The sequence below is a fragment of the Variovorax sp. OK212 genome (assembly GCF_900112425.1).
GTDB lineage: Bacteria > Pseudomonadota > Gammaproteobacteria > Burkholderiales > Burkholderiaceae_C > Variovorax.
This window is the reverse complement of record NZ_FOLP01000008.1, coordinates 36,014-58,293: the sequence shown is the minus strand read 5'-3', so window position 1 is coordinate 58,293 and position 22,280 is coordinate 36,014. Positions and strand designations below refer to the sequence as shown.

The 22,280-nt window shown below is 67.4% G+C and carries 18 protein-coding genes; 5 read left to right on the top strand and 13 right to left on the bottom strand.

From position 1 onward, the window contains the following. Positions 1-27: 27 nt before the first annotated feature. From BM004_RS22695 to BM004_RS22650, 10 genes are all read right to left on the bottom strand, one after another. A complete protein-coding gene (locus BM004_RS22695; protein ID WP_093216975.1) occupies positions 28-1,107 on the bottom strand; it encodes an aromatic ring-hydroxylating dioxygenase subunit alpha in 1,080 nt (359 codons plus the stop codon). Positions 1,108-1,591: 484 nt separating this feature from the next. After that, on the bottom strand, positions 1,592-3,391 hold the full coding sequence (locus BM004_RS22690) for a tannase/feruloyl esterase family alpha/beta hydrolase (RefSeq protein ID WP_256219998.1): 1,800 nt from the start codon (positions 3,389-3,391) through the stop codon (positions 1,592-1,594). Positions 3,392-3,514: 123 nt separating this feature from the next. Continuing rightward, positions 3,515-4,435: an SDR family NAD(P)-dependent oxidoreductase gene (locus tag BM004_RS22685; RefSeq protein WP_093216970.1), complete on the bottom strand. Its 921-nt coding sequence runs from the start codon at positions 4,433-4,435 to the stop codon at positions 3,515-3,517. A 109-nt stretch (positions 4,436-4,544) separates the two neighbouring features. Beyond that, on the bottom strand, positions 4,545-5,486 hold the full coding sequence (locus tag BM004_RS22680) for a 3,5-dioxohexanoate:acetyl-CoA acetone transferase (protein WP_093216968.1): 942 nt from the start codon (positions 5,484-5,486) through the stop codon (positions 4,545-4,547). A gap of 76 nt (positions 5,487-5,562) precedes the next feature. Then, positions 5,563-6,288 (bottom strand): ABC transporter ATP-binding protein, encoded by a 726-nt coding sequence (locus BM004_RS22675; RefSeq protein ID WP_093216965.1) that lies wholly within the window; start codon positions 6,286-6,288, stop codon positions 5,563-5,565. Then, the gene (locus tag BM004_RS22670) at positions 6,285-7,040 is read right to left on the bottom strand and encodes an ABC transporter ATP-binding protein (protein ID WP_093216963.1); all 756 of its coding nucleotides are present in this window, start codon (positions 7,038-7,040) and stop codon (positions 6,285-6,287) included. Before BM004_RS22670 ends, BM004_RS22675 begins: the two co-directional genes overlap by 4 nt. Beyond that, positions 7,037-8,332, bottom strand: a complete 1,296-nt coding sequence (locus BM004_RS22665) for a branched-chain amino acid ABC transporter permease (RefSeq protein WP_093216960.1) — start codon at positions 8,330-8,332, stop codon at positions 7,037-7,039. Before BM004_RS22665 ends, BM004_RS22670 begins: the two co-directional genes overlap by 4 nt. Positions 8,333-8,336: 4 nt before the next feature. After that, positions 8,337-9,278, bottom strand: a complete 942-nt coding sequence (locus BM004_RS22660; protein WP_093130182.1) for a branched-chain amino acid ABC transporter permease — start codon at positions 9,276-9,278, stop codon at positions 8,337-8,339. A gap of 12 nt (positions 9,279-9,290) precedes the next feature. Next, the gene (locus tag BM004_RS22655; protein ID WP_093216958.1) at positions 9,291-10,544 is read right to left on the bottom strand and encodes a branched-chain amino acid ABC transporter substrate-binding protein; all 1,254 of its coding nucleotides are present in this window, start codon (positions 10,542-10,544) and stop codon (positions 9,291-9,293) included. A gap of 85 nt (positions 10,545-10,629) precedes the next feature. Next, entirely contained in the window at positions 10,630-11,421 is a 792-nt protein-coding gene (locus tag BM004_RS22650; RefSeq protein ID WP_093130184.1) for an SDR family oxidoreductase, read from the bottom strand. A 204-nt stretch (positions 11,422-11,625) separates the two neighbouring features. On the opposite strand from BM004_RS22650, the gene BM004_RS22645 reads away from it, so the two are divergent. From BM004_RS22645 to BM004_RS22625, 5 genes are all read left to right on the top strand, one after another. Continuing rightward, positions 11,626-13,641: a helix-turn-helix domain-containing protein gene (locus BM004_RS22645; RefSeq protein ID WP_093216955.1), complete on the top strand. Its 2,016-nt coding sequence runs from the start codon at positions 11,626-11,628 to the stop codon at positions 13,639-13,641. Positions 13,642-13,793: 152 nt separating this feature from the next. Further along, positions 13,794-15,731, top strand: coding sequence for a carboxylesterase/lipase family protein (locus BM004_RS22640; protein WP_256219997.1), 1,938 nt, complete (start codon positions 13,794-13,796; stop codon positions 15,729-15,731). Between the two features lie 494 nt (positions 15,732-16,225). Then, entirely contained in the window at positions 16,226-17,260 is a 1,035-nt protein-coding gene (locus BM004_RS22635) for an ABC transporter substrate-binding protein (protein ID WP_093130187.1), read from the top strand. A 20-nt stretch (positions 17,261-17,280) separates the two neighbouring features. Beyond that, a complete protein-coding gene (locus BM004_RS22630; RefSeq protein ID WP_093216949.1) occupies positions 17,281-17,805 on the top strand; it encodes a nucleoside deaminase in 525 nt (174 codons plus the stop codon). A 230-nt stretch (positions 17,806-18,035) separates the two neighbouring features. Further along, positions 18,036-18,965, top strand: coding sequence for a quinone oxidoreductase family protein (locus BM004_RS22625; protein WP_256220020.1), 930 nt, complete (start codon positions 18,036-18,038; stop codon positions 18,963-18,965). Between the two features lie 36 nt (positions 18,966-19,001). On the opposite strand, the gene BM004_RS22620 is transcribed toward BM004_RS22625, so the two are convergent. From BM004_RS22620 to BM004_RS22610, 3 genes are all read right to left on the bottom strand, one after another. Next, the gene (locus BM004_RS22620) at positions 19,002-20,177 is read right to left on the bottom strand and encodes an FAD-dependent monooxygenase (protein WP_177206572.1); all 1,176 of its coding nucleotides are present in this window, start codon (positions 20,175-20,177) and stop codon (positions 19,002-19,004) included. A gap of 62 nt (positions 20,178-20,239) precedes the next feature. After that, entirely contained in the window at positions 20,240-21,337 is a 1,098-nt protein-coding gene (locus tag BM004_RS22615; RefSeq protein ID WP_093216941.1) for an ABC transporter substrate-binding protein, read from the bottom strand. A 43-nt stretch (positions 21,338-21,380) separates the two neighbouring features. Next, positions 21,381-22,280: an ABC transporter permease gene (locus BM004_RS22610; protein ID WP_093216938.1), complete on the bottom strand. Its 900-nt coding sequence runs from the start codon at positions 22,278-22,280 to the stop codon at positions 21,381-21,383.

Sequence of the window (22,280 nt, the reverse complement as noted above, 5' to 3'; positions counted from 1 at the left end):
AGCAAAAGCAGACGCAAAGGCCGCCGCTCAGGCGGCCTTTGCAATGGGGATCACCGCGTTCATGCCGCGGTACACCTCCGCCTCGCCGTGCCTGGCCAGCAACTGCATCAGGTGCTTGCGAATGAGCATGCCGGGCCGGTCCGACTCCATCGAGTACTCCACGCCGCGCCGGCGCGTGTCGACCAGCGCGTCGGGGTCGGTCGACTCGAGGATGTCCTTGTCCTCGCGCGTCACCGCATCGTCGAAGTCGATCAGCATCTGCGCGGCGCAGTCGGCCTCGGTGTCGTTGCGAAAGAGCCATTGGCACAGCTGCATGCGCCCGTCGTCGATGGGCGTGAAGCAGTTGATGATGATGTGGCGCACGCCGCTCGGGTACTCGATGTCGAGCCGGCGCGAGAACGGCAGGAAGTAGGCGTTGCGCATGTGGCGCGTGGTGATGGGGTCGGTCACGCCGCTGATCGCATGGAACCTGGCCGGGTTCGTCGCCTCGATGACCGTCTCGGCGTAGAAGCCCGACTCGTTTTGCACCAGCTCGTACTTGCTCGGCTTCGGGCTCGCGGCCACGCCGAAGGTGGCGCGGTGCACGAAGCTGAAGTGCGAGTTGTCGAACGAGTTTTCCAATGCGCGCATCGGGCTGGTCTGCCACTCTTCGTAGAACTGGAAGATGGTGCGGTAGCCCGGGTCGTCGAACTCGGGAATCGCTGGAATCCCGGCAATCGGGTCTTCCAGCGCCACCCATGCGTAGCCGTAGCGCGCGGTGCAGTGGTAGGCGGTGGTGCGGTACTCGGGTGAGATCTTGCGATCGGGCTCGTACTGCGGGATGCGCACCACCTGGCCGCTGCGGTCGTAGGTCCAGCCGTGGTAGCCGCACTGGATGGCGCCGGTGCCGCAGGCCTGGCCTTCGCCGTCCACGCACCAGCCCTTCGACAGCCTGGCGGTGCGGTGGCAGCAGCGGTCGCGCAGCGCGGCGGGCTGGCCGGTGGCGTCGATGAACAGGACGATGTCTTCGCCCAGCAGCCGGAAGGGCTTGGGGCCGTTGGCCAGTTCGGTGAGCGGCATGACGGCATGCCAGAACTTGCGGAAGACGGGTTGTTGGGTGACGAGCATGCGTGGGACTCCTTCTGTGGTCGCGTGGGGACGAACTGAAAGAGCAATTTCCCGCCGCGACGAACTCGGTCCGCCTGGTTGAACGCTTCTACTCTGCGCAACCTGCCATGCAAGTTGCGCGCCCGGATTGTGGCGCCGTGTTTGCCGCGCGCCAAGCCCCGCAACGCAATGCCCGTGTCGGCAAAAATTGGACGCGCACAACCAACCCAATGAAATCAATGACTTACGACGCTACTTTCGAGAAAATTGGCGCAAGAAAACTCGCACGACGTGGTCCACGGCAATTTTTCTTGTCCGATGAGAAAAATCCGATTGAGAGAGGTCCTGCGTGTGTGGACCTGCCGCAGATTGCGCCGCTGTTTGCGCGATTTGGTGGCCTCGATCGCCAGCCAGGTGGAACGCCAAGGAATCGATGGAAACGCGACCGGGATCCGTCGGGTGGAGAGGGTCAGCTCCCCACCCGAGCCTTGGCTGCGTCGCCCGCCTAGTTGACGCACTGGAACGAGTTCGCCACGTTGACGTCACCGGTTCCCTTGTACTGCGGCCACTTCGGGTAGTCGCACAGCGGGCGTGTGCGCCCGGGAACACCGGCGGTATCGGTCGTGACTTGCCCAGCCGGCGCCGAACCGTTCACCGACCACTGGTCGAGCGCGGTGAGCGAGTCCCAGGTTGCATTGAAGACGCTGCTGACGGCATGGCCCAGGCCGGCGACCTCGTAGTACCGCACGAAGGAGTCGACCTGCGACGGCCCCATGCTGGACTGCAGGCGCAGGTAGTACTGCTCGGTGGCGCGCGTGCTCACCAACACGTCGGCCAGGCCATGGGCGAGCAGCAGCTTGCCGCCCCGCGCCTTGAAGGCCGAGATGTCGGTACCCGTGTCGAGTTGCGTGCTCAGCGCGCTGATGCGACTGGCCCACGCTCCCGGGTTCTCCGGGTCGAGAGACAGGGAGTCGTACGCCGGGTCACGCGTGATGAAGTACTTGATCCATTGGTCCGTGAGCACGCTGACATACGGCGCGTTCGCGGGCATGGGCCGCGTGGGCTGCGACGCTCCGAAGGCCAGGAACGTCACCGTCGGCTCCAGTGGCGACGTCCAGCTGCTGATGCCGGTGTCGGCACCCCAGATGTTGTAGCCCGGGTACTGCGTCTCGCCGCTGGCCAGCGGGAAGCGAAGGTTGGTCGGCGTGTTGATGGTGTTCATCGCGCCGATCTGCGCGTCCGACAGGCACGTGTTGCCGGTGTCGGCACCGCCAGGGCAGCGAACCGCCACGCCCCTCAGGGTCGCGGTCGACGGATCGAAGCGCGCGTTGCACAGGGTCTGGTTGCTGATCAGGCCGTCGACGACGCCGTCGAGCGCGTCGCAGGTTTCCATGGCGGCCTCGTACAGCACGAGGCGCTTCGCGGCGTTGGGGTACGCGCCGGGTTGCGCCAGCGCGCGGCTCATGCGGTGGCCGCCCAGCAGCGCTGCCGCGTCGTTCCATGCGGGGTACCACGCAATGGCGCCGTCCCAGTCGGCCGGCCAGCGCTGGATGGCGGCCAGGGCCTCGCGCCCACCGGTCGAGCCGCCCGCGAAGTACGACTTCACCGGACCGGCGGCATAGCGCGCCTTGATGATCGCAACGGCCACATCGCGTGTCTTCTTCAGCACGTCCCCGCCAAAGTTGCGCACCGCCTCGTCGTTGAGCCCGAACCGGCCGTCCTGGGACCCCATCGCGTTCGCCTGGTGGCCTGAGTCGCTGGCAAAGGTGGCGTAGCCCCGGCCCAGCGGCGTGGGCTTGTCGACGGGTCCGTTGGGCACGTTGGACTTCACGCTGGGAATGGTGCCGTCGAAACCGCCGCCGCCGAACATGACGATCTTCTGGTTCCAGTTCTCGGGCAAACCGACCTGGAACAGGATGTTCGGCGCCGCGGGATCGACCGGCGCGATCTTTCCGGAGACCTCGCAGTAGGCGGGAACGGCAGCGACACCCGTGCCGCTTGCGGCAATGGGTTTGGCGGCCGTGACGGTCGCGCCCGTCGTCGGCAGCTCGATGGACGCGGCGGGAATGGCCATGCCCTGCAACTGGTCGCAGGTCAGCGCGGAGGGACCCGCGGGCACGACCGGTTCGCCTGGCTGGCCTGGCTGGCCTGGCTGTTCCGAGGCCGGCGGGTTGGCCGCCGGCGGCAGGATCAGCGGGAAGCCCGCGCCCCCTCCTCCTCCGCCGCCACCGCATGCGAGCAATGCCGCGCTGGTGGCGACACAGGCTGTGGCGACCAGCGCCAGTTTTCCGAGTCTGCTTTTCATATGTCTCCTGTGTTTTTTCGTTCGCCGGCGAAGTCTCCCGCCGTGGCGCACCGAAACCAATGTGCGGACCGCACACCGGATCGGCGCATGCGATGTGCGGCCCACATGCCGCGTAAACCCCGATCAGCCCGGCAGCGCAACCTCGACGCCGGCCTTTGCCAGTTCGAGCCGGTACTGCTCGAAGCCCGTGCGGGGCACCGACTCGCCCTCGCGGTCGAGGATCTCGTCCATCCGCGCGCGAACCTGGCTTGCGACGCTCTGCGTGTCCTGCGCGTCCTGCACGCCACCGATGAAGACGCCGCGCGTCATCGTGATGTTCGCGCTCTCGAAACTGCCCGCCCCCGCCAGCAGGATGGTGCGCGTGGGCGCGTCCTCGCCCACGAGCGCAACCAGCCCCGGACTCACCGAAGCGGGCTGCAGCCGGGCCAGTGCATCAGGCGCCAGCACCCCCTCGGTCATGGCCGTCGCGGCTGTCGGCGCGAGGCAGTTCACGCGAATGTCCTGTCGCTCGCCTTCGAGTGCCAGCGTCTGCATCAGCCCGACCAGCGCCATCTTGGCGGCGCTGTAGTTCGACTGGCCGAAGTTGCCGTACAGGCCCGAGGACGACGTCGTCATCACGATGCGCCCGTACTTCTGCGCGCGCATGAGGTCCCACACCGCCTTGACGCAGTTCACCGAGCCCATCAGGTGCACCTCCATCACCAGGCGGAAGTCGTCGAGCGACATCTTGGCGAAGGTGCGGTCACGCAGCACGCCCGCGTTGTTGACCAGGATGTCGACACGGCCCCATTCGCCGACGGCACGCGCCACCATCGCCTGCATCTGCGCGAAGTCGGTCACGTCGCCGCCGTCGGCCATGGCGAAGCCGCCGGCACGCACGATCTCGTCGGCCACGGCACGCCCGGGCGAACCCGGCTGCGAGCCCGCCACGTCGTTCACCACCACGCGCGCGCCATGGCCCGCAAGCGCCAGTGCGTGGGCCTTGCCCAGGCCGCTGCCGGCGCCGGTGACGATGGCCACGCGGCCGTCCAAAAATTTCTTCATCGAAGTTCCTCGGGATTTGAAAGAAAGAGGCACAGGGGAGCTACAGGGGAGCTACAGGGGAGCTACAGGGGAGGCACGGGGAGACACGCGCGGGCAGGACTCCCGGTCCTCAGAACGCCACGGCATCGCGGCCCTTGAGACCCAGCATGGCGCGCGCCTCGTCGGGCGTCGCGATCTCCAGCGACAGCTCCTCGAGAATTCGGCGGATCTTGCGGACCTGCTCGGCGCACGACTTGGCAAGCTGGCCCTTGCCCAGGTAGAGGCTGTCTTCCAGGCCGACGCGCACGTTGCCGCCCATCACCGCGCCCATGGTCAGCAGCGGCATCTGGTGGCGCCCCGCGCCGAGGATGGAAAAGCGGTAGCCGCCGCGGCCGAACAGCCGGTCCGCGGTGGTGCGCATCGTGACCAGGTTTTCGGGGTCCGGCCCCAGGCCGCCGAGGATGCCGTAGATGCTCTGGATGAACAGCGGCCCCTTGACCAGCCCCTCGTCCACGAAGTGCGCCAGGTTGTAGAGGTGGCCCACGTCGTAGCACTCGAACTCGAAGCGCGTGCCGCAGTCGTCGCCCAGCACTTTCAGGATGTGCTTGATGTCGCGGAAAGTGTTGCGAAAAATCAGGTCCTCCATGCCCTCCACGTACGGCTGCTCCCAGTCGTGCTTCCACTGCGAAATGCGCCGCGCCGCCGGGTGGATGGAGAAATTCATCGAGCCCATGTTCAGCGAGCACATCTCCGGCTTCGCCTTCAGCGGATAGGCCAGGCGTTCTTCCAGCGTCATGCGCGTGCTGCCGCCGGTCGTGATGTTGATGACGGCGTCGGTCGCATCCCGGATGCGCGGCACGAACTGGTCGAACACCTTGGGGTCGGCCGAGGGCCGCCCGTCGACCGGATCGCGCGCGTGCAGATGCAGGATGGCGGCGCCGGCCTGCGCGGCCTCGATGGATTGCTCCGCGATCTGCTCGGGCGTCAACGCCAGGTGCTCGGACATGGTCGGCGTATGAACCGACCCCGTGACCGCGCAGGAAATGATGACCTTGTCTTGTGTGATTGCCATGTCGGCCCTCTCGATGATTGGATGAAATGCCGGGGGCGCCGTGGCCCCGGCGGCGCAGCAGCGAAAGGCCGCGGCCTTACACCGCCAGCCACTGCGCGACGAGTTCCTCGTTCGACGCCAGCGCCTGCGGCGTGCCTTCGAACACGATGCGCCCGTGCCCCATCACGCACACGCGCGTGGACACCTTCAGTGCAATGGCCAGCTTCTGCTCCACCAGCAGCACCGACACGCCCTTGCGGTGCATGTCGCGGATGCACTCGCCGACCTGCGCCACGATCTTGGGCGCGAGGCCTTCCGTGGGCTCGTCGATCAGCATCACGCGCGGGTTGCCCAGCAGCGAGCGGCACATGGTCAGCATCTGCTGCTCGCCACCGGACATGCTGCCCGCGCGGGTGTTGCGGCGTTCCTTCAGGCGAGGGAAATAGTCGAACATGTCCTGCACGCTCCAACGGTGCGCACCCGCGGGCGCGGCTTGCTCGCCCATGCGCAGGTTCTCGTCGACCGTGAGGTTGGCGAACACCTCGCGCTCCTCGGGCACGTAGGCAATGCCGGCGCGGCAGATGGCATAAGGCCTCTGACCCGCCAACTCGCGGCCTTGCAGCCGGATGCGGCCGGCCGAGGGCGCCACCAGCCCCATGATCGCCTTCATGGTGGTGGAGCGGCCGGAGCCGTTGCGCCCCAGCAGGCTCACCACCTCGTTGTGCGCCACCCGCAGGTTCACGCCGTGCAGGATGTGGCTCTTGCCGTAGTGCGCGTGCAGCTCGGCAATATCGAGCAGGCTGTCTTCAGCAGCGGCGTTCATGCGCTCACCTCCTCGCCCAGGTAGGCTTCCTTGACGCGCGCGTCGTTGCGAATTTCGTCGGGCGTGCCGGTGGCGATCACCTGGCCGTACACGAGCACGCTGATGCGGTCGCTGAGCGCGAACACCACGTCCATGTCGTGCTCCACGATGACCAGCGTGCGCCCCTGGGTCACTTCGCGAATCAGCTGCGCGGTGTAGTGGGTTTCCTCGCTGGCCATGCCGGCCATCGGTTCGTCCAGCAGGATGAGCTTGGGGTCGGATGCGAGCGTCATGGCGATCTCCAGCGAGCGCTGCTCCGAATAGGCCATCTCGCCCGCGAGCGTCGACGCCCGCGCGGTCAGGCGGACCAGTTCGAGCAGCCGCTCGGTTTCTCGCTGGATCGCCTTGTCGCGCGCCATGACCTTCCAGAACGTGTACTGCACGCCGCGCGGGCGCATCACGGCGAGGCGGATGTTCTCGAACACGCTGAGCTTGGGAAAGATGTTGGTGATCTGGAACGAGCGCGCCAGGCCCAGCCGGTTGATGGCCTGCGGCGAGCGCCCCCCGATGTCCTGCCCGTCGAAGCGGATCTCCCCGGCGCTGGGCGCCAGGTGCCCCGACACCAGATGAAAAAGCGTGGACTTGCCTGCGCCATTCGGCCCGATCAACGCGTGCCTTTCGGCGCTGCGCAGGTCGAGGTCGACCCCGCGCATGATTTCGGTCGGTCCGAAGGATTTGCGCAAGCCGCGAATGCTGAGGATCGGCTCGCTCATGCGGCACCCTCCGTGCGCGCGACCCTGTGGCCGGGCGGCGGGCTCTCGGCCTGGCCGTCTTCCAGCGCGGCGCGGCGACGGCGCGCGATCCATGCGAGAAGCAGTCCGGCAGCAAACAGCGTGAGCGGCACCGACCAGGTGGCCACCGAGGCAGGCGACCATTCGCGCGACAGCAGCATCACGGGCGGCCATGCATCGCCCGGATGAAGACGCACCGCCGACCGGTAGTCTTGCGAGAAGACGCGCTGCAGCAGCTCGATCATGAAGGTACCGCCCATGCTCAACAGCAGCGCCGCCCCCACCGACAGCAGCACCAGCGGCGTCGCTCGTGCAAGACCGAAGCGTTGGCGCAGCCGGCCCAGGGTGCCGGGCAGCCCCGCGAGTCCGGAAGGCATGAACATCATCACCAGCACGAACAGGATGCCCTGGTAGAGCAGCCACGATTGCGTGAGGTCGGAGACGGCATAGCCGAAGAAGGTCATGAGCGCCGCGCCGAGCGCCGGACCCAGGAACATCTTCACCCCGCCGATGTAGCTGTTGAGGATCACTGCCGCGGACAGGCCCGGATCGAACACCACATAGTTGGCCGACTCGTTGGAAAGCACCTGCAGCGCGCCGGCAACGCCCGAGAACATGGCCGAGATCGCGAACACCGCCATGCCCAGGCCATGCACGTTGTAGCCGAGGAAGCGAAGGCGGTGGCTGTTCTCGCGCAGCCCGTACGCCAGGCGCCCGAGCGGGGTGTGCGTGAAGAAGTACAGCAGCCCCACACACAGCAATGCCCAGCCGAGCGTGAGGTAGTACACCTGCGTGGTCGAGCCGAAGTCGAGGCCCCACGCCGGCATGCGCATCGTGGACACCCCGGCCTCGCCGCCGAACAGCCCCTTCAGGTGCGGCGCAAGCGAATGCACCAGCTCCGCAATGGCCAGCGTGATCATCGCGAAGTAGGTGCCCGTCCGTTTGGTCGCGAACCAACCCGCGATGCCACCGAAGAGCAGGCCGAAGGCCGCACCCACCAACGGAAGCAAGGGCGTGGGCAGCAAACCTGCGCCGCCCACGGCATTCATGGCGTGCACGGTGCCGAACGCGCCCACGCCGAAATACGCCGCATGGCCGAAGGACAGCATGCCGGCCTGGCCGCACAGCAGGTTGTAGGCGCTGGCGAAAAGAGCCGCGATCAGCATCTGCACGGCCGCGTTGAGCAGGCCCTGCGACAGCAGGAAGGGCAACGCGAGCAGCAACGCCACGCCTGCGACTACAACGACGACCACGGGAATGAAAACAGTCTTCATCGCGTCAGACCTTCTCGCCCATGAGCCCGCCCGGGCGCACCAGCAGGATCAGCAGCATCAATGCGAAAGGAATGGTCGCCGAGAGGCTGGAGATCTTCAGCGTCAGCAAGCCCCCGACATCGCGCGCCCAGTCGCCCGCGCCGACGAGCGCGAACAGGTCCGCGAGGCTGCGGTCGACGCTCACGGCCAGCGACGTGACAACGCCGATCAGCAGCGACGCCAGCATGGCCCCGCCCAGCGAGCCAAGCCCACCCACGACCACCACCACGAACACCATCACGCCCAGCTCCAGCGCCATGTTGGGGTTGGTCGTGTAGAACGCGCCGGCCACGGCGCCGGCCAGCCCCGCCAGCGCGGCCCCCACGCCGAAGACGCCCATGAACACCAGCGGCACGTTGTGCCCCAGCGCCTCGGCCATGCGCGGCTTGTAGATGGCGGAGCGCACCACGATGCCCACGCGGGTGCGCGTGAGCAGCAGGTAGATCACGACGAACATCGCGATGGCAATTCCGCCCATCAGCAACCGGTAGACCGGGTACTGCGCACCGCCGATGCTGAAGGCCGGCACGTCGAGCGCCGCGGGAATGCGGTAGTCGACCGGGAAGTTGCCGAAGAACAGCTTGATCGATTCCGCCACGATGAACGACAGCCCGAACGTCAGCAGCAGTTCGTGCGCATGCCCGTACTGGTGAACGCGCCGCAGGAAGAAGCGCTCCACCGCGACGCCGACCAGCCCCACCATGACGGGCGACACCGCCACCGCGGCCCAGAAGCCGATCAGGTCCTGCAGCGTGTAGGCGAAGTACGCGCCCAGCATGTAGAACGAGGCGTGCGCGAAGTTCAGCACGCCCATCATCCCGAAGATCAGCGTGAGCCCGGCGGACACCATGAACAGCAGCAGGCCGTAGATGACGCCGTTCATGAGCGAAACGAGGAACTGGTCCATGTCGCCGCCCGGTCAGCCCGGCCGCTTCATGACGCAGCTGGCCTGGGCCGGCGCGGAAGCCTCCTCGGCCGAGAAGCGCTTGACCGGCTTGAAGCCCAGCTCGCTCTCGTCGGCCTTGTAGCGCGCGTCCTTGCTGACGGTCGACACCACCATGGGCATCTGCACCTGGTGGTCCGCGGCACGCATGCTCATCTCGCCCATGGGCGACTTGATCTTCGCGGTCTCCAGCGCCTTGGCGAAGGCGTTTACATTGAGCTTGCCGCCTTCGGCCGGCGTGCGCTTCAGCGCGTCGGCGACCATCGCCATGCCGAACACGGTCTGCGGTTCGATGAACGCCGGCGCGTGGCCGGTCTTGGCCTTGTAGTCGTTCACGAAGCGCTCGCCGTCCGCGCCGCCCGCCTCCGCATTGAAGGTATGGACCACGAAGTGACCGATGGCCAGGTCGCCGGCATTGGCGAGGTTGCCCGGCTGGTCGAGAAACACGGTACCGAAGCGCACCTTCAGCCCCGCCGACTTCGACGCCTTCATCAGCAGCAGCAGGTCGTTCGACCAGTTGCCGGTGAGCACCGAGTCGGCCTTGGCCGCGGCGATCTTGGCGACATAAGGCGCGAAGTCCTGCACCTTGTTGACGTCGTGCAGCGTTTTTTCGACCACCTGGTAACCGCCCGCCGACGCGTTGTCGGAAATGGCGCGCTCCATGTCCTGGCCCCAGGAATAGTTCTGGTTGATCGAATACACGCGGGTGCCGAGTGCGTTGGCCTGCTTCATGGCGCTCACCAGCGCCTTGGTGCGAATCTGCGCATCGCCGCTGAAGCGGAAGTGATGGAAGTTGCACTTGTCGCCGGTCAGCTCGAGCGCCTCCGCCCCCACGTTGATGTAGACGATTTCCTTGCCCGGGTTGCGCAGGTTGTACTTGCGCACGTCCTCGGTGATCTGCCCGCCGATGGCCGACGAGGCGCCTTGCACGATCATCTGCACGCCGTCGGCCGCCGCGGCCTTGAGCTTGTCTGCCGCGCCGGTGGGACCGCCCTGGTTGTCGTACTCCAGCAGTTGCACCGGCTCGCCGTTCCAGCCGCCGGCCGCATTGATCTGGTCGATGGCGTAGCGCACCGCGCTGCGGTAGGCCTGGCCCGACGAGGCCTGTGGTCCCGACAGGGTTTCGAGCACGCCGATCTTCACCGGCGCCGCCGATGCGGCCGCCGAGAGCAGCAGCCCGACCGTGGGGATCAGCGCGAAATCGAAGGCGGAAGTTTTGCGTTTTTGCATGAATGTCTCCTTGTTTTGAAAAGCGGAATGCGGGGGGAGGTACGAGAGGCGCGGGGTGCGAACCGCGGGGGAAGCTCGCTGGGCGTCAGAGGTATTCCATGTTCCCGTCGACGCTGATGGCCTGCCCGCTGAGGTTGCGCGCGGCGGGTGAACACAGGAACAGCGCCATGGCCGCCACGTCGTCCAGCGTGACCATGCGGCGCAGCGAGATCTTCTGCAGGTACTGCGCGCGCATGGCCTCCACCGACACACCTTCAGTGGCCGCGCGCGCGCCGATCACGCCGTTCATGCGCTCGCCCTCCACGGTGCCGGGCAGGATCGCGTTGACGCGCACGCCGTGCGGACCGAGCTCGATGGCCAGCGACTTCATGAGGCCGACGATGGCCCACTTGGTCGCGGCATACGGTGTGCGCAACGGGTAGCCGAGCCGGCCCGCGACCGAGCTCATCGCGATCAGTGAGGGGTTGTTCACGGACTGCTTGAGCAGCGGCACCGCGCGCTGCGCGAAGTAGAACTGGCTGTTCAGGTTCACCGACACGGTGCGCTCCCAGTCGCCGCGCCGCAGGTCCTGAATGGCGCCGGTGGGCCCGGCAATGCCGACGTTGTTGACCAGCACGTCCAGGCCGCCCAGGGCGCCCTGCACGTCGTCGAAGACGAGGTCGACGTCTTCGGGGACCGATGCGTCCGCCATGCTCGCGGTGACCTCGGGAAGCTCGGCGCCCAGCCGGTCGAGTGCGGCCCGATCGATGTCGCACACATGCACGCGGGCACCCGCCTCGCAGAACGCGCGCGCAACGGCCGCGCCGATGCCCGAAGCGCCCGCGGTGACCAGCACGCGCAGGCCGGGCGCGGGCCGGAGTGAATCGATGATGCTCATGAATGCCTGTAGAACGTGAGTGGGGTTGCCGGTCGACGACTGAATGCATCGAGTGTCCGGAAGGCATGCGCCGCTGGCTATGTGAGCCGCGCACACACGCGCCGCCGTCGCGATGTGCGCGCCACCCTCCGGGAAAACGCGCCCCGCGGCTCAGGGCTTGCGCCCATGCCCGGGCCGCCTCGTTCTGCTAGCCTTCGCAGCCCTATGTCATCACTGCCCCTCGAAAGAAAGCGTTCACAGGCGCCGGCCTCGGGCCTCGCCCCCGAGGACATTGCCGCCGACCTGATCGGCCTGCTGCACCGCAGCGCCTCCGCCGAGGAATTCGCGGCGCGCCTTTCCAACGTCGAGGCCTTGCCCGACGCACTGCGCGGCAAGCCCGGCCTGGTCGAGCTCGTGCGCATGGCCATGGCGCTGCGCAACCGGCTCGAACTGCACGAGCAGCGCGAACGCGGCATGCTCGCGGTCATCGAGTCGGCACAGGACCTGTCGAGCCGCCTCGACCTGCAAGGGCTGCTCAAGGCCATCGCGAACCGTGCACGCAACCTGATGGGCTCGCACCTGTGCTGGCTGACGGTGGTCGATGCGCACACCGGCGAGTTCCAGGTGGTGGTGGCCGACGGTGCCATCTCGCAACGCACGGGCAGGATGACCGCGGGGCGCAACCTCGGCGTGGCCGGCGTCGTGATGTCGACACGGTTGCCCTTTTTCACGCCCGACTACCTGCACGACAAGCGCTTCGTGCACGACCCCGCGCTGGACGACACCTTCCGCGACGAGGGCGTGGCCGCGCTGGTGGGCGCGCCGCTGATCTGCGAGGACAACGTCATCGGCCTGCTGTTCGTGGCGGACCGGTATCACCGCACGCACACCGCGCTCAACGTGTCGATCCTGTGCACGCTGGCCACGCATGCCGCCGTGGCCATCAACAACGCCAAGGCGTTCGCCGAAGCGAAGGCGGCCCTGGCCAACGCCGACCTGGCACGCGCCGAGCTGGAGCGCCATGCGCGCGACGTGCAAGGCGCGGCCGAGGCGCACGAGCAGCTCACGTCGTTGCTTGCAAGGGGTGCCTCCTTGGGCGTGTTGTGCGAGTCGGTTGCGCAGTTGCTCAACGGCAGCGTCCTGGTGCTCGACGAGGCCGGCCACGTGATTGCCAGCGCCAAGCAGCCTGGCTATGACGGCACGGCGGCGCAAGCCTATTCGCCGAACGGCGCTCACAGCGCGGACCTGACGCGCGCGCTGCGCGAGAGCCGGCAGGCCGGCCGGTCGGTCGCGGCTTTCACGCACGGCGACGAGCTCTGCCGGGCCATCGCCGTGATCGGTGGCAACGACATGCTGGGCGCCGTGCTGCTCTTCCGGCACGAAGACCTGCGCGGGATTTCGCTGCGCACTTTCGAGCGAAGTTCCAGCGTCATCGGGGTCATGCTGCTGTCGCAGGAACGCGTGGAAGCGGAGAAAAGCCGCGACGTGTCCGCGCTGCTGCGCACGCTCATCTCTCCGCGGCAGGGCGAGCCTGCGCTGGCGCAGGACCGGGCCGAGCGCTTCGGGCTCGACCTGTCGCAGCCCATGTCCCTGCTTGTGGTCGAGACGGACCAGTCCACGGCGGGGTTCTGGTCGCGGCGCCTGCGTTCGGACCCTGTGCTGGGCGACCAGGTGCTCGACGAGGTGGACGGCGTGCTGGTGCTGGTGTGCAACGCCTCGAGGGCGCACGACGTGCTCGGGCAGTTCGGCGCGTTCGCCCGGCGCGAACTCGGGCAGGCCTACAGGGGCGTGACGTCGAGACCTGCACTGGCGCCGGCGGAGTTGCCGGCGCTGTACGCCGCCCTGCGGCGCGGGCTGTCGGTACTGGCACGGCTGGGCATGCGCGCGGTCGTCGTCGCGCAGAACGAGATGGCGCTGTACTCGGTGCTTTTCGAAACGCACGACCAGTCCAGCCTCTCCTCGTTTCTCGGCGCGACCATCGGCCCCGTCACGTCGCACGACAGCAAGAGGGGCTCCGAACTCACATCCACGCTGCTGACCTATTTCGACAGCAACCAGAACGCCAAGGCGACGGCATCTCGCATGGGCATCCACGTCAACACGGTGCGCCAGCGCCTGGCGAGCGTGGAAGAGCTGCTGGGCCATTGGGGAAGCGCCAGCCGGGCACTGGAGATTCACATGGCGCTGCGTTTGTGGAGCCTGAGCGCGGCCGGCGCGCTGCCTGCCTTGCGGGACGAGTAAGAGCTTCCGAGTGCCCGGCGCGATCGCTGGTTGAGCCAGGGGGTCGCGCCACCTTTGCGCCACCTCTGCGCCAACTCTTCAAGGGCTCTTCCGGTAGATCCTGCGCACACCGCGTCCTGCCCAGCGGTGTGCTCCGCTGCCATTGAACGCGGATGGCAGCCCGCCAGACTAGAGCGGTCGCGCAGCGCAGGCACGCGGCACCCGTTCGGCCCTCGCCGACCGGGGCTCGAAAAAATCCAGGAGACAACATGAAGAGAACACGAACTGCGGTTGGCAAGTCGCTCCATCGCAGCCTGCCCGCGATGCTCTTGACGGCGCTGATGCTGGCCGGTTGCGGTGGTGGCGGCAGTGGCAGCGGCGCCATCGACCTGAGCGGTCTCGGCACGCAGGCGCCCCCACCCGCGCAGCCGGCCGCACCGCCGCCGCCACTGACATCGGCACCTTCCATGCAGCGCCAAACCGCTTTCGGTTGGGTCGTCGGCACAGACAACTCAGCCACCAGCGGCACCTTCGCCTGGAAGGGTGTTCCCTTTGCCAAGGCGCCTGTGGGCGAGCTGCGATGGAAACCGCCGGTCGACCCGCAGGCGTGGAACTCGCCCAGGGACACGCAGCAGTTCGGCAACGCCTGTGCATCGACCGGCCGACTGTACGGGCCGGGCCTGAACAACACGTACGACGCCACCATCGGCACAACGCTCGGCCAGACGGTCGGCTCGGAAGACTGCCTGTACCTGAACGTCTGGCGGCCGGCCAACGACACCGCAAAGCTGCCGGTGATCGTGTGGGTGCACGGGGGGAGCAACATCACCGGCTACACGGCCGACCCCGTCTACGACGGCGCGAACCTTGCGCGCACGGCCAACGCCGTGGTGGTCTCGGTGAACTACCGGCTCGGCATGTTCGGCTTCATGAATGCGAGCTCCCTCAAGAACGGCGACCCGCTCAACGACTCGGGAAATTTCGCCATCCTGGACATCGTGAAGGGGCTGCAGTTCGTCCAGGCCAACATCGACAGTTTTGGCGGCGACCCCGGCAACGTCACGCTGATGGGCCAGTCGGCAGGTGCCGTGAATGTCTACGCGGCCATGACGTCGCCGTTGGTGGCCAATGCGAAGCCTGCGCTGATACACCGCGCGCTGCCCATCAGCGGTGGCATCTCGCTGGCGAGCGAATTGCCGGCCGGCAGTGTCGCGACGCTCGCGCGCGCGTCGGACTATGCGGGCCAATGGGGGCTGCTGATCGTCTACATGGTGATCGACGACGGGCTTGCCACCGACATACCGTCTGCGCAGGCCTACCTTGCGACGCAGAGCAGCGACCAGATTGCCGCATACATGCGCGGCAAGAGCGCCGACTTCGTGCTGCACACGGTACTCACGCGGCTTGCACCGCTGGGTGCTTCAGGGTCGGGGCCGATTCCCGACGGCAACGTGGTGCCGACGAGCCCCATCGCGGCGATCAAGGCCGGCAAGTACGCGAAGGTGCCGGTGCTGATCGGCAATGCGCGAGACGAGGGCAAACTTTTCCCCACGCTGTTTCCGCTTGCCGGCGGCACGGGCAGCGCGCGGCTGCTGGGCGATTCGCAGGTGTTCTCCACCGCATTCAACTACCAGCCCGACGCCGCACCGCAGAGCACGCTTGCACAGTGGATCCCATCGGCCTACCTGCCAGTGGCGACCCCGGGCACCGGCTTCGACGCCGTGGCTTCCCGATTGACCCAGCTCTTTTTCGGCGCCAGCCGCGACAGCGTTGCGGGCGCCCTCGCGTCACAGCAGAGCAACCTGTGGGCCTACAGCTTCGACTGGGATGAAGAGCCCGCGCCGTTCGACAGCATCTACGGCGCAGCGCATGCCTTCGATCTGCCCTTCGCCTTCGGCAACTTCGGCCCCTCGCTGTACGCCAACATCATGTTCAGCAAGGCCAACGAGCAGGGCCGGCTTGCCCTGTCGGACAGCATGATGCGCAGCATCGGCGCCTTCGCGCTCAAGGGTGATCCGAACGATACGAGCTTGGGCGTCGCATGGCCGCGCTGGCCCGCCACGCTGAGCTTCGATGCAACGCCGGCGGGGAAAGCCATATCCGTCCGGTGATGGGTGAATCCCCTGCGTGCAGGTGAACGCAAGTGGGGGCGGGCTGCGAACCCCGGTCCTGCGTGGCGCAGCGTTTGCTGTCGACCCGAACCCACCTCTGCCGTGCGGGCAAGGCCGGGTTTATTTCACCGCAGGGCCCGTGGTGCGTGCACTCCCAGCCCAATTCGACGTCTGCTGAATCCAGGGTCGGAGATCGGCAAAATCCAACAAGATGCGCTGAAGTTGTGCGAATCAGGATGCTCACGGAGTTTGTGGACGGCAAGTGCTTGATTCATACAGCGGCCGTGGGCACCATTGATTCTGCTTGTGCGTGTGGAATTTTTCGACACAGCCCGAGCCAAGGCCTTGGCATGCGTCGTGCATCAACACTCCCGAGAGTAGAAGCGTTCAGCAGCGCACGCACCACGAAAGTGCGCTCGCCCGGAAATTGCTCTTGAAGCGCCTTCCGCTTTGTGCGGAGGGATTCAAGACCAGAAGATTCCGAGGCTCCCCCCATGCAACGTCGATTCTTTCTTGCGGCAAGCACCGCCGCCCTCGCCCCCATTGCCGCACCCGCCGTCTTCGCGCAGGGCACCGGCAAGCTCACGCCGCTCAAGTTCACGCTCGACTTCCGCATCAACGGCCAGACCGCGCCCTTCTTCCTCGCGATGACCAAGGGCTACTACAGGGACGAAGGCCTCGACGTGAGCATCGACACGGGCGCCGGCTCGGTCGCCTCCATCACGCGCATTGCCAGCGGCGTGTACCAGCTGGGCTTGGGCGACATCAGCTCGCTGGTGGAGTTCAACGCGCAGAACCCGGGCACGCCGATGGTGCAGGCCGTGTACCAGTACTACAACCGTGCACCGTTCGTGATCATCGGGCGCAAGGACCGCGGCGTGACCGGCGACTTCAGGAGCCTGCAGGGCAAGAAGGTGGCCGCGGCGGCCGTCGAATCGACCCGCCGCGCCTGGCCGATGGTGGCGCGCAAGCAGGGCATGCGCGGCGACGCCTTCCAGTGGCAGACCACCGACTTCAGCGCGCGCGACAACGTGATGGTGCGCGGCGACGTCGATGCCGCCACCTACTTCCACGACTCGGCCGTCTCGCTGTTCGCGCGCATGAAGCCCGAAGAGCTTTCGGTGCTCAAGTACGCCGACGCGGGCGTCAACCTGTACGGCAACGCCATCCTCGCGAGCAGCAACCTCATCGCGCAGAATCCGAAGGTGGTGGCCGCCTTCCTGCGCGCGAGCAACCGCGCCATCGTCGAGACCTTCGCCAACCCGGCGCCGAGCATCGCGGCCATGCGCCAGCGCGAGCCCATCCTCGACGAGAAGATCGAGCTGGAGCGCTGGGGCATCACGGCGCAGTACGTGGGCGCGGCCGACACGCGCGGCCACGGGCTGGGCGACATCCAAAAGCTCACGCTCGAGCAACAGGTCGACGAAGTGGCCGATGTGTTCGGCCTCAAGATCAAGCCCGCGTCCGACGCCATCTTCAACACTTCGATGCTCCCATTGCGCAGCGAACGCAATCTTCCCAAGGCGTGACACAGGACCCAACCCCAGGCATGAACTTCAACAACAACACCCAAACCTACCCCGCGGAAAACGAACTCGACGAGCGCGACGGCCGCTACCTGCGCAAGGCCATCGTGTGGTCGCACGCGGCGCGCCGCCGCGGCAACCGCCCCTTCGGCTCGGTCATCGTCTCGGCCTCCGGCGAGGTGCTGGCCGAGGCCGGCAACAGCAACACCGAGACCGGCGACTGCACCGCGCACGCCGAGGTGAACGCGCTGCGCGCGCTGGCCGGGCGCAACATCTCGCGCGAAGAGCTGGCGGGCGCCACGCTCTATGCCTCGGGCGAACCCTGCGTGATGTGCGCGGGCGCCATCTTCTGGTCGAACATCGGCCGCGTGGTGTTCGGCATCGACGCCGAGCGCCTGCGCGTGTTCCGCGGCGAACGGCAGGACCAGCGCGACGCCGAGCTGTCGTGCCGCGACGTGTTCCGCGCGTCGCCGCACCGCATCGAGTGCATCGGGCCCGCGCTGATCGACGAGGCCAGCGCGGCGCACGACGGGGCCTGGAAGGCCTGAAGGCCTGAAGGCCGAACGCCCCGACGCCTCGCCTCCTGCGCTTCTCCTGAAGGCCTGGACGCCCGAAAGACCCGCGCCTGCCCGGGACTCCGGCTTCGCCCAGAATCGCATCGGCCGCCATGGCCCATGAGAAGCAAAAAGGAGCAAGCCCCGTGACCCCGACACAGCAGACCCCACAGACCGGAACCACCCGAGCCATCCGCGTGACCGAATTCGGCGGCCCCGAGGCCATGCGCCTCGAAACCGTCGACCTTCCCGCGCCCGCCGCGCTCGAGGTGCAGTTGCGCCAGACCGCCGTCGGCTTCAACTACATCGACGTGTACCAGCGCAGCGGCAAGTACCCGCTGCCCTCGCCCACCGGCCTGGGCCACGAGGCCACCGGCGTGGTCGAGGTGCTGGGCGAAGGCGTCACCGACCTGAAGGCGGGCGACCGCGTGGTCTACATGAACGCCGGCGTCGGCGCCTATGCGGAACGCCGCAACGTGCCGGCCGCGAAGCTGGTGCGCATTCCCGACGCCATCTCCGACGAGGACGCGGCCGCCGTGTTCTTCAAGGCCATGACGGCGCAGTACCTCGTGAAGAAGACGCACGCGGTGCAGCCCGGCGACATCGTCGTGGTGCATGCGGCCGCGGGCGGCGTGGGGCAGATCCTGAGCGGCTGGGCCAAGGCGCTGGGCGCCACGGTGATCGGCACCGCCGGTTCCGCCGCCAAGTGCGAAGCGGCGCGCGCGGCCGGCTGCGACGTGGCCGTCGACTATTCGCAGCCCGACTGGGTGCAACAGGTGATCGACGCCACCGGCGGGCGCAAGGCGCGCGTGGTGTACGACTCGGTCGCGCAGCACACCTTCATGGGCTCGCTGGACTGCACCGCGCCCTTCGGCATGGTGGTGCTGTACGGCGCGGCCTCGGGCCCGGCGCCGGCCATCGAGCCCGAGCTGCTCAACAAGAAGGGCTGCCTGTTCCTCACGCGCCCGTCGGTGTTCCCGCACAACGCCGACCCCGCCACCTTCCGCGCGAACGCGAAGGACGTGTTCGACGCCATGGCCTCGGGCGCGGTGCGCGCGTCGATCGGCGCGCGCTTTGCGCTGGCCGATGCGGCCGACGCGCACCGGGCCGCCGAAAGCCGCTCGGTGACTGGCGCGATCCTGCTGCTGCCCTGACCCAAACGGGCGGGTGCTGCCTGCTCAGGCGCGAACTCAGGCGCGAACCCGGTCGCTGCCCTCGACGGCTGTTGCAGCCAACGATGCCGCTGATTTTTCGGCGCAGCTGCGGAAGCTCGCGTTGCGCTGGTCGAGCGCCTCCTGCGTCATGGGCACCATGATCGGCGCGCCTTCGTGCGCGAAGGCCTGGCACTGCGCGACGTAGGGGCGCAGGCTCTCGTGATAGAGGGGGGATGCGGCGGACATGTCGCCGTTGCAATCGCTCCAGGTTCTCGCGAGCGTTTCCGCGGACACCATGGCCAGCGTGGTCCCCATGCCTGACAGCAGGGCCGCGCAGTGGCCCGCATCGCCAATGACGGCCACGTTGCCCTGGGTCCAGCTCGGCATGTGGGTCTGGCTCACCGAGTCGAAGTAGAAGCCCTTGGCGGCGGGGTCCATGAACGCCGCGCGTATCGCGGGCACCTGCCACGCATCCACGCGCGACAGGAAGCCATCGATGATCTTCCGGTGCGCGGCAAGGTCGCGGTGGTCGTAGTCGATCTCGGGGCTGGCGGCGATCATCATGGCCTGCGGTCCGTCGCCCGCGTTGCGCACGCTGATCTTCAGGCCGGGCACGTTGAGCATGCCGCGGGACCACTCACGCTCCTTCGGCAGGTCGAGCAGCGCCACGTAGTAGCCGAAGTGCCGCACGTAGTTCTTCTCGGGCCCGAAGGCGAGCTTGCGCACGTTGGAGTGCAGGCCGTCGGCACCCACCACGAGGTCGTAGCGGCCTTGCGAGCCATCGGTCAGGGCCACGTCCACGCCGCCCTGGCCGTCCTGGTCATCCACGAGCGACGCGATGGACACCTCGAAGCGGAACTTGACCTCTTTCGGGATGAGACCCAGCAGGATGTTGTTGAGACGATCGCGCGAGATCTCGATGTCGTCGTCGGTCTCGTTGGCGAACCACCGCAGGTCGAGCGTGGCCACCTGCATTCCCTTGGCGTCGAGCACCGGCGCCGGCTGCGAGACCACGACCTTCTCGTCGTCGATCCTCTGGAGAATTCCCATCCGCTGCGCCGTGCCGAGCGCCCGTCCGCGAACGTCGATGGGCGCACCGCCGGGGCGCAGGCCATCCGAACGCTCGACCACGGTCACCCGGTGGCCAAGGTGGGCGAACCAGTAGGCGGCGGAAAGGCCGGCCATGCTGGCGCCGGAGACTAGGACATTCATGGTGCGGCTCCTGAGTGTTGAGCGTGGGTACCCGTTCGGCGGCATGGGCGTGTTGCCGTTGTCTACAGCTTGAAGTCCCTGGCCATCCGGATCACCGCCTGCTTGTCGAAGTTGTTGATCTCGTCGACCAGGTCGTTCGTGAACAGGCGGTTCGGGTCGCCCAGCTCCTTGCCCAGCTTGGGGTTCTTGCTGCTTTCCGCGGCCATCTCGATGTTCGAGTTCCACTCGGCCAGCGAAGAAGCGCCCATGCGCTGGTCGGGGTCGTCGGGGCGGCGCATCCAGCTGTTCTTGCGGTCCTTGAGGATGAACGCCAGCTCCTTGCGGGCTTCGTCTTCGCTGCGGCCCTTGGGCTTGCTCTCGGGGTAGACCGCCCAGTGCAGGTCGATGGCCGCATCGAGGTTGGCGTTCGAGAAAATGGTCGACTTCGCCATGCCCTGGAACAGGGCCACCAGCGACTTGCGCTCATCTTTCAGCAGCTTGCGCGGCACGCACAACCAGCCCGAACCCAAGCGCGCGAACCTGGGCGTGAGCGGCACATACCGCAGTCGGGTGCCCACCAGTTCGATGCGCGCCGTGGCGGTGTCGAAGGCCACCATGGCGTCCACCCGGTCGTTGTCGATCGCCGCCCCGGCGGGCGCGCCGTCGCCGATCGCGATGTATTCGCACGTGTCGTCCTTCAGCCCCAGTTCGCCCAGCATGGTCTTGGTGACGACGATGCCCGCGTCGCCCTGGCTGCGCACGCCAATGCGCTTGCCCACGAGGTCCGCCACCGACTTGATCGGGCTGCCCGGCTTGACCACCACCGTGTTGGCATTGCCCGGCAGCCACTTGTAGACGCTCACAAGGTCCAGCGACGGGTCCTTCGCCATTGCGGGGAGCAGGATGCCCGGCACCGCGGGCCCGAAATCCACATGCCCGGCGCGCAGGCTTTGCAGCGCCTGCGTCATGCTCGACATGTTGACGTACTCCGGGTCCACGCCGGCGGGCTTGTAGAAGTTGAGCCGCGGATGCTGGCCCGCCGTGACAAAGCACTGCTGCGGGTCGTTCACCGCCGCCGTGTTCGCCAGCTTCATCACGCGCACGCTCTGCGCCAGTGCCGGCAGTCCGGTCGCAAGGGCCCAGGCACCGAGGCCCAGGCCAAGATCACGTCTCGTCAACATCGCTGTGCTCCTTCAGGAAAAGATGGCTCGGGGTGTCGCCGGTTCAGGTGTTCACCGGGCGCTGGGAGGTATCGGCCGGCATCCAGTGCAAGACCCGCCGCTGCACGCGGCGCAACGCCGATGTCAGCAGGATGCCGATGACCGAGAGCACGATGCACACCGCAAAGCTGCCGCCGGTGTCGGCCTGCGCTTCCATCTGCAGGATCAGCACGCCCAGCCCGGCCTGCGCGCCCACGAACTCGCCGACCACGGCGCCCACCACGCTGAAGGCGGCGGCCATGTTGAGGCCCGCGAAGATGTACGGCAGCGCGGTGGGGAACTTGGCCTTGCGAAAGATCTGCCAGGACGACGCGGACAGCGAGCGCAGCAGGTCGATGCGGTCGGTGTCCACCGCCTTGAAGCCCGCGATGCTGGTCACCAGCACCGGGAAGAACGTCAGCAGGCAGATGATGACGACCTTGGAGCTGATGCCGAAGCCGAGCCACACCACGATGATGGGCGCCACCGCCACCTTGGGCACGCTCTGCAGCGCCGCCACGTAGGGCTCCAGCAGCGCCTCCAGCCGCGGCATCTGCGAGATCACGATGCCTATCGCGAGCCCGATGCCGCCACCGACGAAAAAGCCCAGCAGGATCTCCGCGAGGGTGACGCCGCCGTGGTACCAGAAGCCGTCCTTCGCCATCGGCCCGGTGGCCAGGCCGCGCCACAGCGCGACCGCGATGTCGCTGACCGGCGGCACCAGGTGCTGCGGCACCTTGAACAGCCGAACGGCCGCCTCCCACGAGCCCAGCAGCGCGGCCAGCAGCAGGATGGATTGCACGCGGGTGGACGCGAGCGGGTTGAAGCGTCGGCGCGGCGGCGATCCCACGACTGACGCTAGGGGCGCCGCAGCAACACCGGTGGACGGCGCGGCTTGGGAAGAGTTCAGCATGGCGGTGGTCAT